Raw genomic sequence first — 13,332 nt, 5'->3', positions numbered from 1 at the left:
CATAGGAATAGATGATGCACGTCAAACAATCACTGACTCAGCAAATATTTAATATTGCAATACCCACCACCATCGAAAACGTCTTACAAACGATGGTGGGTTTTGTTGATACGTTAATGGTCGCCCAAATTGGGTTAGTGGCTGTTACCGGGGTGAATTTAGCGAATACGGTGCTCAATGTTTACTTGGCTGTCTTTTTGGGGATTGGCATTGGGACATCTTCGCTGGTTGCTAGAAAATTTGGGGCAGGAGATATCGCTGGTGCGCAAGCCGTGGGTCAACAGGCGATTTTGCTCTCAACTGGTTTAAGTAGTGTGGTAGGTATTTTGACGATTGTTTTTGGGCGTCCGTTGTTGTCAATGATTGGTGCGACACCAGCAACGCTCAGTTATGCACAACCATTTTTATCTTGGGTGGGCGGCCTTGCCATATTCATGGCCGGGACAACGGTATTGGGGAGCCTATTGCGTGCGGTTGGTGATGCTAAAACGCCGATGTTTACGAGCTTAATGGCTAATGTCATCAATATCATGTTGGATCTTATCTTAGTGCGCGGTTTTGGCCCAATTCCGGCATTAGGCGTTTATGGGATTATCATTGGCACACTAGCTGCTCGTGTCTTTAGTGTGGGATATTTGTTGCTGGCTGTGCAACAATCTCGTACGGCCGTCAAGTGGCGTTGGTCGTGGCGCAACCGCCCGATATTAGCTGAAATAGTTCAAATTTCATTGCCGGCCGCAGGCGAGAAGTTAGTTTTGCGTGGCGGGCAAGTTGTGTATTTTTCATTAATCGTGGCGATCGGTGCGACAACGTTTGCAGCCCATATGATTGCGGGTAATATTGAAAGCTTTGTTTACATGCCAGCCTATGGTTTAGCCACTGCAGCAGCGGTACTTATTGGTCAAAATGTAGGGGCTAAAAATAAAAAAATCGTTCAGCGCATTGCTGAACTCACTGTAGGATATGGGATACTGCTGCTATCGCTACTTGGTTTGGTGATGTTTTTGACGGTGCCGGTCATGGCTACATGGTTTACGCAAGATCATGTCGCAATCGCGCAAATTGTCACAGCACTGCGAATTGATGCCTTTAGCCAACCCGGGCTTGCTGTAACTATCATTATTGCAGGTGCCTTACAAGGGATGGGCGATACAAAAACACCGCTATGGAGCACCTTAATCGGGATGTTTGGTATTCGAATTATTGGGGTGATTGTGCTTGGACAATGGTGTGACTGGGGAATTGCTGGTATCTGGATCGCACTGGGCATAGATTATGATGTACGTGCGATTTATTTATGGTTGACTTGGCAAAAAAACAGTCGAAACATGGTATGATAAACATAAAAAGGTTGGAAATAAATGCCCAGGGTTGCGGTAAAATTGGCGTTTAGGAAAGGACAACACATGAATACTATTTTTCATATTGATGACCCACGGCAATGGCCAACAGTACGCTCAAATTTACAGCATATGTCTGATTGGCTGCACCATCAAAAAATGTCTGGCCAAATTATTTTACTGATTAACGGCGAAGCTGTGAGTCAAGCGGTCAAAAACGCAACCATCGATCTACAGGCGGTCATCGACCAAGGGGTTCAAGTGGCGGTCTGTCATCACTCGATGACGCAGCGTGGGATTACCCGCCCAGAACTTCAGCCTGGTCTAACTGTTGTCCCTTCAGGTGTTGTTGAACTCGCCTTGCGGCAACATGCTGGCTTTGCCTATATTAAGCCCTGAGCACGAAATACCAGTTTTCAAAATGGCCTTGTTATAATAACAATATGATGAGATATTGTAAAAATAAATGCCCAGCAGCCGCACACGGTTCGCATCACAAATTATTAAAATGAAATGGGTAGGTCATATGAGAAACGCAAAAAATGTGATTGTTGGTTTTGGAAAAGCGGGGAAAACCCTCGCCTTTAAGTTAGCAGCAAAAGGGGAATCCGTCATTTTGCTGGAGAAGTCAGACCAGATGTATGGCGGTACGTGCATTAACGTTGGCTGCATCCCCTCAAAATTACTCTACACGTTATCGGCTCATGCGAGTCAACCTGCTGATTATCAACGTGCCGTATTAAATAAAACGGCCACGATAGGTAAATTACGGCAGGCTAATTACCAGAAGGTTGCTGATTTACCAACGGCGACTGTGATAACGGGTGCTGCACAATTTGTTGATAATCACACACTCTCGATTCAAATGAAGGACGGGACGACCGAGACAGTTGTTGGTGAACGCATTATCATTAATACTGGTGCGACACCCGTGATACCGCCAATTACAGGTTTGAAGTCGAGTGGTTTTGTTTACAACACGGAAACACTCATGGCCCATGACGTGTTACCAAAACATCTCGTGATTATTGGCGGCGGGCATATTGCCGTGGAGTTCGCCACAACATATGCCCAATTTGGAGCTAAAGTCACGTTATTGGTCCGTGATGGCCATTTGTTGCCACACCTTGAAGCTGAGGCTGTCGCAGCTATTGCAGCATCCCTGGCTGATTTGGGTGTGGTGGTGCGTTATCACACCCTGGTTACCGCAGTCGTTGACGAAGAAAAACAGGCCGTGTTATCACTTGCTGAAAACCAGCACACAACTGATACGTTAACTGCGGATGCCATTTTAGTGGCGACGGGTCGCCGGCCAAACATTGCCAATCTCGGTCTCGAAAATACGGACGTCGTGGTTGAGGACGGGGCCATTGTGACGGATAGTCGTTTGAAAACAACAGCACCAGAGGTTTGGGCGGTAGGTGATGTGCGTGGTGGTGCGCAATTTACCTATCTATCACTCGACGATTCACGTATTGTTTGGCAACAATTCTTTGGGGATGGGCAGGCCACACTCGCACAACAAGAACTCGTGCCCCACGTGTTGTTTACGAATCCACCATTGGCCACGATTGGGCTAAGCGAAGCACAAGCTAAAGCAACTCATGTGGCCTATCGCGTAGCGAAATTGTCAGTGGCCAGTTTGCCGAAAACACATATTGAAGGTAATACACGTGGTTACCTAAAAGTTTTGGTTGGTCAAAATGATCAAATTTTGGGTGCAACCTTCTTTGCAGTTGCTGCACAAGAAATGATCAATCTGATCTCGCTGGCCATGCATCAGGGGATAAGTTATCAAGTATTACGAGACCAAATTTATACGCATCCTTCGATGATGGAAGGATTAAACGATGTTTTTGGCTTAATTGACACATGACATCTTTGAAAGCGGCTTGCCAGGCAAGGCGCTTTTTTACTATCGTTGGGTAATTGGTCTCTTTACAAGCCACACTCAGCCATGTTAGGCTGACGGTGAGCAGGAAATAGTGAAAGCGGGGAAGATCAATATGGATAAAGCAACGTTTTTAGCACAGATTAAAGATGGCATTATTGTCTCTTGCCAAGCCTTACCAGGCGAGCCACTTTATGTCCCACAAGGCGGTGTCATGCCACTGATGGCACGCGCAGCGGCGCAAGCAGGCGCAGTGGGTATTCGAGCGAATTCAATCCGCGACATTCAAGAAATTCAAGCCACTGTCCAACTGCCAATTATTGGTATCATTAAGCGGGATTATCCGCCCGAAGCGCCTTTTATTACCGCAACCATGCGTGAAATTGATGAATTGGCTGCTACTGATGTTGCCGTGATTGCGCTCGATTGTACCGATCGTCCGCGGCATGATTGGCAAACAGTGCGCACATTTATTCAACAAATCAAGGCAAAATATCCAGATCAATTGCTTATGGCAGATATTGCAACCTTTGAAGAAGGCGTGGCTGCAGTTGATGCGGGCGTTGATTTTGTTGGGACCACTCTCGCTGGCTACACAGCTAACAGTGCTTCAAAAGACGGACCAGACATGGCATTAATCGCGCAATTAGTCCAGTCTGGCATTGCTGTGATCGCCGAAGGGCGGATTCATACAACAGCACAAGTCAAGGCGATTCATCAATTAGGCGTTGCCGGGATTGTGATTGGTGGCGCAATTACGCGCCCGTTAGAAATCACGCAACGATTCATCCGTGCGCTAGAATAATCGCATGTGCTACGCCGTTTTGGCATAACTGATCAAATAATTGGCGAGTTTTGTCATGGGCGTAAAACAGCGGACTAAGGCGACAATCAAATCAGACAAAGATAGTTTAACTTGAGCAGGGACCAGCGTCACTGCTTTTTTCTTTTTATGTCGATCAACGTCAGATTTTGGCTTGAATACCGATTAATTTACTTGGGGGTTTCTTTGTTTTAATTTATTTAATGACATTTTAATAAGTATAAAATATTAAATCGATGAGCATGTGATATGATTAAACTGTATTAAAGTGAGTTTTGGAGGGTTTGGATGAGAGAAATACAGGCATTAATTAAAGTGTATTTTCAATATTTATGGGCCAATAAATTTGTTTTTATTTATAATCTGGTTGTGCCAACCGCATTTTATGTTTACCGACAGATGACAAGTAACCAACCCATTTTACGCCCAATCACGCAGCATATGTTCGCGACACTCAGCTTTTTTTGGAGTTACATTATCGTAGTAACTTTGTTAAATAATTTCGTCGTCACACTGATTGCCCATCGTGAACTTGGTTTGTTGAAACAACTTTTCTTTATCATTGGATCGAAAATGAAGTTGATTGCGGCATTGTTTTTTGTCCAATTTATTTTGCTGAGTATTGAGCTGTTGCTTTTCAATAGCGTTGTGTTGCTTCTCAGCCGACAATTTAGCCTGGTCATTTTGGTCACAGGGGTGGGGGTAGCATGGCTTAGTGCCCTGCCGATTGCCTTGCTTTGTAGTGCCTTGCTTTTATTTAAAATTAAAATTGAATCAGTCAATGTGTTAACCGGTTTATTATTGTTTGGTCTCTTGTTTTTGACAGGTTTACCTACGCGTGTAACGTTACATGCAGGGTTACTACTGCTTAATCCGATGAACTATGTGGCTGAAGTGGCTGTTCAAATATATAGTATATTTGAATCAGCAAATTTCAATCCCAGCATGTGGTTATTAGTGCTTGCAATCACACTGTTATATACCGGAATTGGGCTGTTTGCTTTAAAAAGGCTGACCGTGCAACCGGTTGCAAGTCGTGCATAGGAGGCTCGTGATGGAAATCCAAAATTATGTGTTTCAAATTGGTAAACGGCAAATAGTGGCGCCCAGAAATATCACATTCTTGCCAGGCAAACTCAATATTATCACTGGAGCAAATGGCTCAGGCAAGTCGAGCTTGTTAGATTTTATTGCTGGTGTGGGGTCAAGTGCGACAAATGGTAAAAAAATAGACTGGCCTCACACGCGCACTATCGCATATCAATTACAAAAGACGCACTTTTTTCCAAACTTAACGGTTGCTCAAACAATCCGTTTATTTCGGTCTCTGAGTTATGACGTTGACACCACTGAACAGCCATTGTTAGAAGCGGCAAAGGCATCGATTTTAGACCCATTAGCGTCAACGCCAATGGGTCGGTTATCTGGCGGGGAACAACAAATGGTTCTAACGTATGGTCATTGCCTCTTAGACAAAGAATTGTACCTTTTCGATGAACCCATGAGTGGTGTTGATTCAGCGCATGCTGAAGTGATGTTGCAATTAATTGATCAATTAGCCACGGCACGGGGCAAAACTGTCGTGATGGTGACCCATCATGTAGAACAATTAGAAGGTATGGCGTTTCATCATGTAGCATTGTAAAACGTGATAGAACTTAGCATGCAGAGATTGTATGTTAAATAAATGATGCACTCAAAACCCTTGGTAAAACTACCAGGGTTTTTTAATACTGTTTTAACAACAACACGGTTAACATGGGTGATAGCAAAAACGGATTGGAGTTTTAACATGTTAGTCTATCGTTATCAAAGCGCAGACCCAAAATTTTCTTCAGAGGAACTGCTGAAAAAAGTGATTAATGCGATAAATCATCAAAAAGAGGTGACGATTCAAGCTGTGACCAAAAACGACGATTTACCATGCGTGATGATATGGGTATCTTATGGACGTTTCCATCGGCTTCACATCGATTATGCTTTTTCAGATTGTGCCGACATAGCCACTCGGACTTATTGGGTAGCACAGATTCAGCAGCTCTACCAACATAATCATGTACAGTGAACGGGTATTTTGCGTTTAAAAATAATGACTTGGTAAAACTTTGAAGTCAAACAACTCGTCAACTGATGCTTTTTTAGCTATAATATAGGTGCTTAATGATTTGCCAAATATTTTACTCGCAAGAACGGTGCTACAGGAGGCGAAACAGATGACAACATATGATTATGATGTTTTATATATTGGCAGTGGACATGGAACCTTTGATGGGGCTATTCCACTGGGGGCAAAGGGTTTTAAAGTCGGTGTGATCGAGCAGGATTTGATTGGTGGTACTTGTCCGAACCGCGGTTGTAATGCAAAGATTGTGTTGGATTCGCCAGTGGCACTAAAACGCCATCTTGCAGATGTTCATCATATCGTGACTGGTGAAACAACAATCGACTGGGCAGCCAATCAAGCCCATAAGCGAGCAGTGATTTCAGGATTACCGGCCTTTATTCAGGGGTTGCTCGATGATCATAGCGTGGATGTGATTTTTGGCCAGGGCCAGTTGTTAGACGCCCACACTGTACTTGTGGCTGGGCAGAATAAAACGGCCGATAAAATTGTCATTGCAACAGGCTTACGTCCGAATCGTTTAGACATACCTGGTTCTGAGTTCGCCCATGATTCTGAAGACTTCATGAATTTGACGGTGATGCCCAAACGACTGACAATTATTGGTGCTGGTTACATTGGCATGGAATTTGCTACAATGGCCAACGCAGCAGGGGCGGAAGTGACAGTCCTAATGCGCGGTTCACAAGCGTTGCGGGCATATCATCAACCTTTTGTCGCGCAGATCATGGCCGATCTGACAAAGCGTGGGGTCACATTTGTGACTGATACAGCCGTGACTACCATTGACCAACAGCGTGATCATTTCATCGTGCGTGGTGATGAGGGGTTTGAGATGCAGACTGATTGGATACTAGATGCAACTGGACGCGTACCCAATATCGAATCACTAAATTTGGCAAAAGTCGGCGTCAAGTATACGCCAAAAGGCATTGTCGTTGACCAATATTTGCGCACCAATGTACCAAGTATATACGCAGCTGGGGACGTGATTGACAAGACGCAACCAAAGTTGACACCAACAGCGATTTTTGAATCAAAATATCTGATGCATTTATTTGCAGGGGAAACGTCAGCACCAATTGATTACCCAGTTGTACCTTCCGTTGTTTTTACCTCCCCACGCTTGGCGCAAGCAGGCGTCACGGTGGCTGAAGCTGAGGCCCATCCTGACCAATATGTCATTGAAAAGCATCACGTGCCAGATGACTGGTATCGTCAGGTTGAGCAAGAGACAATGGGCGATAACGTGTTGATTTTTGATCAAAAACATACATTAGTTGGCGCCACCGAAGTGTCACATCGTGCCGACGATGTCATTAATGCATTATTGCCAGCCATCACGTTCCAATATGGCGCAGAAGAAATCGAACGGTTAATCCATGTATTTCCATCAATTGCGGCATCCGCATGGGACCAGCTTTAAAACTAGCGGTTGCCAATGAATATCGTCAAAACCTTGAAAGTAATCAAGGTTTTTTGTTACCGCAAATTGCACACCAACATCATGCGTGCTTAACATGATGTTGGTAGATTATTTTCTGATATTTTTGTATATTTTTTAAAAACATGAAAATATTACGCTTTGTCTTGCCACATAATTGGATAGATGGCCGAAATTTTACGAGCAAGTTATGTTATTGGCATAATCAGACACGAAATATGAATTTTACGCGCAATCTTAGTCAAAACGAGATGAATATGATAATGGGAGAAACGCTGCATGCGCACATTTGTGAATAAGAATGATTTACTGAAAATCGATTTGGTGGCCTATATTTTAGAGACTGACCAACAGCTTTATGATATGAAAGATGTGGAAGAAAAATTTGCCATCTCAGGTTATATGTTACGAGAGACGGTCGCTGCGATTAATCTTGACATCGATAATTTATTCCAATTTGATTGGTTAATGATTGAGAAAGGCACAATTTATCAAAATTATCGGGTGACGCGGTATCATTTGTACAAGCTTTCTCAACTTTACTTTAACCTTTCACCCCTCAAGTTATTACTTGAAAAACGCGTATTAACAGGGGCGATTCCGTCTTATACCACGGTGCAGTCGGAATACGGCTGGAGTACATCTTATTTTTTTGCGCAAAAAAACCAATTAACCGAGCTTGTGCCCATTGCTGGTAAGTATGATTTCATTCAAGCGGCTTATGCCATCTATACTTATTTTGACGACAAACCAAGTTTCTCTAAACGAGCCAGTACGATTAGCCGCGAAGTGATCCGCTTTCTGCTAGACGAAGCGTTAATCGACGAGGAACATTTAGCTCAAAAGACTGTCCTAGTGAATTTCTTCGTCACAGAAATTTTAAATCACGGTGATACCAACGATTTTGACGTCAGCCTGGTCTTTACGATCGGGGCACAGGTGAGTTTACCAAACTGCATTTCTGGCTTGATTGGTTGTGATGTACACGTATTTATGGCGAAATTATTAGAAATACTCGACGTGTATGATTTTTTATTGCCCAATACTAACTATAGTTTTCTACCGGAAATCGATCATGAAATTAACCAAACAAAAACACGCGTGCATCCAATTTTGAAAAAGTTTTTCGCAACGCTTGATGTGCAAACGATTGAAACATTAAGCCATCGCATTGCGGTCTATAGCCAAAGGTTTAGCTATAAGCAGGAATGGTTTTTTAAACATGAAGGTGTAATTAATCTCAATTACTTCCGCGATATTTATCCCTCAGTCTTCAAATTATTACCTGAAATCGTCGAGCAAGTGAATGCGGCACATACTATTGTGCGGTCGCTTGAGCAAGAATTATTTGAGTTCAATCTCATTGGGATGATGTTTGACCAAATTACTGCCGCAGATATTGATCGCGTGATTATTAACGTGAACTTTACGGAAACCCAGATGACCAACCAGATGATCATTTCCATGTTACGTGGCCACATTAATCATGCCAATGTTTATTTCACGCAAAATGTGTCGGATGCGGATATATTCCTATCAGAAGCCATTGATGACACACTTGCGGGTGAACAAGTCATTTGGAAAAAGCCACCGACGTTAAGTGATTGGCGCGCATTAGGTGAACTACTCGTCAAAGTTAAACAACATGAAGCATAAACTCGTTAAACTGCATCAAAAATCTCATGTGCGGACCATGACGCATTTGCTGCTTGTCATCGGTACGTTATCATGGCCTCAAATCGCCACTGCTGCACAAACCATACCTACCTCGAATCAAAGTGCATCAAGCAACGCAATGGCAACCCTGGATTCATTGTCTGCCAGTCAAGCGAATCGGCTTATTTTGGCGCCAAACAACCCGACTGTCAGTCGTACGGGCTATTTGAAGCAGCCAATTTTTTTAAACCATGATTTTGCAATCAATCTTGGCGTGAAATTTGAAGGATCAGCGTCAGCTTACCAACCCGGTGATTCGTTCACGATCGGATTAGTGTCAGCAGCACAATTATCAGCATTTAGACAAGTACCACCAGGTGTTGATGGTTTTATTGGCTTACCAAATGTCTTGGGATTTAAAATCAATTTGGTACCACAAAATGATGCCACTATCCCAAATAGCCAACCAAGCGTGCCACCATATCCTTTTGGAACCTTTTTCTCAACAAATTGTGATGGGACCCCGCAGTCCATGCCAAATCAGGCGCAAACCTTAGATGACAGTATTTTTAATCAGCAATTTGAAACATTGTCTTTGGATTACAAGCAAAGCCAACATGTGATCCACGTAACTTACCATGGGCATCATTGGACCTATTCACTGCGTGACACGAGTCTGTTGTCTCAGCCATTATATGTGGTTTTCTCAGCAGCAACTTCACAAGTATCCCAACTTGTCGTGAGTTTGCCACCCGTGACACAAGAGGTCAATCCGGGCACAACAGCCACAGTGACGGCCCATTATCTAGACTCGCAGCAACAGCCACTGGCTGAGTCACAACAATTCACTGGTCAGCTTAATACGCCATATTCAACACACCCGAAAGCGATTTCGGGCTATCGCTTACAAGAAATGCCCGCAAATGCAACGGGGACCTTTGCATCCAAGCCAACGGATGTGACCTATTACTATCAACCGCTGACACAACAAATTGCCATTGATTATGTTTATCGCGGTCGCACGTTGCACACGGTAGTGCTAACGGGGCAGGCAGGTGAGACAGTGACTTATGCCAATGATGTCCTATTGGCGCAACTCAAGGACTATCAAATGCTTTCTTCGACGTGGCCGGGTCAATTCACGCTGCCCAATCGTGAGCAAAACACGCATATTTTCACTGTACAATTAGAAAAACGGGCGACAGCCTTACCGCAAAACGTCGCCAAATGGCCAGCACCGGCGGGGTATGGTGGCGCGCAGCCCAGTGCACCAAGACATTTGCCTGATGAAACGATAACAAGACCACAGGCCGATTCTGAAACCATGCCAGTACTACCAGTTAATGACGCCAAGCGGCCGTTAAACGCACGTCACCTGAGCACTAAGCCAGGCGTGACGCAAAGGCAGCATACGTTAAGTCGAGCTAATCACCGATTTAAAGGGCGTTGGCCTGATGTTGTCCCAGCTACTGTGACCGAGGATCCAACAACTGATTTTGGCGGCAATTTAAACAGTCGTGCCCAAAAACCTGCACCATTTGTGGCAGTGGTGAGTGATTTCACCCAGGTACTAACAGCATTAGCCCACGATACAACTTTTTCCAGCCGTTAATAAAGACGGTGCAAAACCATTGTTTGCTTGTTAACAATGGTTTTTTTATGTTGCGATGACAATTACTCATGCTTTTTTTATTTTTTATTTTTAGGCAAAATATAGAAAATAATTTCTAATTTTCACCCGATAAAATAGCATTTAATGATGATTAAGTGAAGGTATTGAGGGAAATATGACACAACGTTATGCGCAAATTGATCAAATTAAGATTTTTTCTGTTTTTGCAGTTGTCGCCGTCCATTTTTTATTAAATAGTGGTTTTTACGATATTAAAACGGGGTCATTGGCGACCAGTATTGGGATTCTATGTCGATTAATTTTCATTACAGCAGTGCCATTATTCATGATGACCACGGGGTTTTTAATGGGAGAAAAAACCTTAGATGCGCACTATATGACCAGACTATTGCAGTTTATCGTGGTTTATATTGTGATTGCCCTCATTGATTGGGCAGGGCAATGCCTGTTATTACATCAAGGTGGGACTTTAACTGATGCGCTATGGGGATTAATGGCTTTCTCGACAGATGATTATGCCTGGTATGTTGAAATGTATATCGGCTTATATCTGATGATCCCGTTTCTAAACGCTGCGTGGCATTTCAACCGGAAAAAGGCTTATCACGTTTATATTCTTGGCGTGGCCATGATTTTATTCTTTGCACCGTCACTGTTTAATGCTGAACGACAATTGTTGCCTGCATGGTGGACTGGCGCATACCCGATTGGCTACTATTATCTAGGCTTGTACTTTAAAACTTACCAAGAAGCCCTCCAACAAACGAAATGGCGGACATGGTTCATCAGCTTTGTCCTTATTTTTGGTTGGTTTGCCACGACATCGTTGATTGCAAATTATCACCGTGTTTTTGCTTGGACGGCTGAAAATGATTATATGGGCTACCAACCAATGATGTTGGCCGTTCTTATTTTTGCCATGTGGCTGAAAGTACCTATCCAGCCTCAAAAACCAACAGGGCACAGCCAAAAGTTAAGCATTTGGCTAGCTAACATGACCTTGTCAATTTATCTGATGTCCCATTTGACTGACCGTGTGATTTATACACACTTAAAGCAACTCGTGCCAAACGTTGCAGATCGGCTACCTTGGGCGCCGGTGGTCATCATGGCGTCATTTCTGTCTGCCACTTTTTTGGCTGGGATCACGACTTGGCTAGTGATTAACCCAATATTTAATCAAAGAAAGGGGCAAAAAAAATGACCGTTATGTCAAATATTTTACAATTTTACACTGCCCATTATCCTATTATCATGTCACTTGTCTGGCTCATTGGGGCAGGATTGTCGAGTTTTAAATGGCAATCAAACGGGCATCAAATAACTCGTCCTACCCATGGTGTGAAAGTGACGATATTGTTAGCGATGTTTAACGAAGAAAACACCATATTAGAAACGCTCACAGCATTAACCAAAATTCAGTATGCCAATTATGATGTGGTGATTGTCGATGATAAAAGTACCGATCATTCTGTCGCAGTGGTTTCTCAATGGCTCGCAAAACAATCAAGCACAAAGTTTAGGCTGATCCCTTTGTCTCAAAACATCGGCAAGGCACAGGCCCTCAATGAGGCAATTAAGCATATTGATGCGCCGTTTATTTTAGCGACGGATGCCGATGCGTTATTAGCACCAGATGTCATTGACCAGTTACTCCGGCAAGTCACGAGTGATCGCGTGGCTGCCGTTACTGGCAAGCCAGTTGTACGAAATCGAACGACCTTACTTGGTCGTCTCCAAACGTTAGAGTATCTTGGCATTATTGATCGGATCAAACGTGCACAGGCGAGTCTGTATGGTGGCATTATGACCGTGGCAGGTGTGGTTGTTTTGTATCGCCGTGAAGCGCTGCTTGCCGTCAACGGTTTTGATCGCCAGGCGATTACAGAAGATATCGATATTACTTGGCGTTTACGCAAGCAGCATTGGCAAATTCGTTATGCCGCTGATGCCTTAGTTTATATCTTAGTGCCAGAAACGGTGAAAGGTTATTTTAAGCAACGTGTGCGTTGGTCAGTGGGTGGTATCGAGGTTTTCTTAAAAAATAAAGCATGGGTTCTTGGGAAAGGTTACTTACACCAAAAATTATTGCTTCTGGATATGTTTTTTAGCCATATTTGGGCATGGTTTGTCATTATGACTTTAGGGCAATATGTTGTGCAAGCTGTCGCAAATCAAACTTTTTCATTACCGGGCGGCGTTTTGTTCCTGTACACGGTGTTGTTTTTTGTGATGTTTTTGCAGGGGATGATTCAAGACAAGCATCAGTCACAAGTAGAGATTCAAGATCTTTTTACCATACCATTTTATAGTCTGTTCTACTGGTTAACTGCTTTGGTCGCGGCCTTGGTGTCACAATTTCAAGTCGTGTTTTTCTATCAACAAAAAGGCTCATGGGAGAGCCCAGATCGTGGGAGGTAAGT

The 13,332-nt window shown here is 43.5% G+C and carries 12 protein-coding genes; all 12 read left to right on the top strand.

Annotated elements, in window-relative coordinates:
- Positions 1 to 11: 11 nt before the first annotated feature.
- Positions 12 to 1,337 carry an MATE family efflux transporter gene (locus HF966_RS06100; RefSeq protein WP_168677137.1) on the top strand — a complete coding sequence of 442 codons (1,326 nt, stop codon included), beginning with the start codon at positions 12 to 14 and terminating at the stop codon, positions 1,335 to 1,337.
- Between the two features lie 69 nt (positions 1,338 to 1,406).
- A complete protein-coding gene (locus tag HF966_RS06095) occupies positions 1,407 to 1,739 on the top strand; it encodes a DsrE family protein (protein ID WP_168677136.1) in 333 nt (110 codons plus the stop codon).
- A gap of 127 nt (positions 1,740 to 1,866) precedes the next feature.
- Positions 1,867 to 3,216: an FAD-dependent oxidoreductase gene (locus tag HF966_RS06090; RefSeq protein ID WP_168677135.1), complete on the top strand. Its 1,350-nt coding sequence runs from the start codon at positions 1,867 to 1,869 to the stop codon at positions 3,214 to 3,216.
- A gap of 130 nt (positions 3,217 to 3,346) precedes the next feature.
- Positions 3,347 to 4,036 (top strand): N-acetylmannosamine-6-phosphate 2-epimerase, encoded by a 690-nt coding sequence (locus HF966_RS06085; protein WP_168677134.1) that lies wholly within the window; start codon positions 3,347 to 3,349, stop codon positions 4,034 to 4,036.
- 306 nt (positions 4,037 to 4,342) lie between these two features.
- Complete coding sequence (locus HF966_RS06080; RefSeq protein WP_168677133.1) at positions 4,343 to 5,098, top strand: hypothetical protein; 756 nt, start codon at positions 4,343 to 4,345, stop codon at positions 5,096 to 5,098.
- Positions 5,099 to 5,108: 10 nt separating this feature from the next.
- Positions 5,109 to 5,699, top strand: a complete 591-nt coding sequence (locus tag HF966_RS06075) for an ATP-binding cassette domain-containing protein (protein ID WP_168677132.1) — start codon at positions 5,109 to 5,111, stop codon at positions 5,697 to 5,699.
- A gap of 147 nt (positions 5,700 to 5,846) precedes the next feature.
- Positions 5,847 to 6,119: a hypothetical protein gene (locus HF966_RS06070; protein ID WP_168677130.1), complete on the top strand. Its 273-nt coding sequence runs from the start codon at positions 5,847 to 5,849 to the stop codon at positions 6,117 to 6,119.
- A gap of 148 nt (positions 6,120 to 6,267) precedes the next feature.
- Positions 6,268 to 7,602: a dihydrolipoyl dehydrogenase family protein gene (locus HF966_RS06065; RefSeq protein ID WP_168677129.1), complete on the top strand. Its 1,335-nt coding sequence runs from the start codon at positions 6,268 to 6,270 to the stop codon at positions 7,600 to 7,602.
- A gap of 297 nt (positions 7,603 to 7,899) precedes the next feature.
- On the top strand, positions 7,900 to 9,276 hold the full coding sequence (locus tag HF966_RS06060) for a hypothetical protein (protein WP_168677128.1): 1,377 nt from the start codon (positions 7,900 to 7,902) through the stop codon (positions 9,274 to 9,276).
- Positions 9,266 to 10,888 carry a MucBP domain-containing protein gene (locus HF966_RS06055; RefSeq protein ID WP_168677127.1) on the top strand — a complete coding sequence of 541 codons (1,623 nt, stop codon included), beginning with the start codon at positions 9,266 to 9,268 and terminating at the stop codon, positions 10,886 to 10,888. Before HF966_RS06060 ends, HF966_RS06055 begins: the two co-directional genes overlap by 11 nt.
- A gap of 175 nt (positions 10,889 to 11,063) precedes the next feature.
- Positions 11,064 to 12,113 carry an acyltransferase gene (locus tag HF966_RS06050; protein ID WP_168677126.1) on the top strand — a complete coding sequence of 350 codons (1,050 nt, stop codon included), beginning with the start codon at positions 11,064 to 11,066 and terminating at the stop codon, positions 12,111 to 12,113.
- A 5-nt stretch (positions 12,114 to 12,118) separates the two neighbouring features.
- Positions 12,119 to 13,330, top strand: coding sequence for a glycosyltransferase family 2 protein (locus HF966_RS06045; RefSeq protein WP_247594547.1), 1,212 nt, complete (start codon positions 12,119 to 12,121; stop codon positions 13,328 to 13,330).
- Positions 13,331 to 13,332 lie beyond the last annotated feature (2 nt).

Source organism: Leuconostoc holzapfelii (assembly GCF_012396485.1).
GTDB classification, from domain to species: Bacteria; Bacillota; Bacilli; order Lactobacillales; family Lactobacillaceae; genus Leuconostoc; species Leuconostoc holzapfelii.
This window is presented reverse-complemented; position numbering and strand designations above follow the sequence as displayed.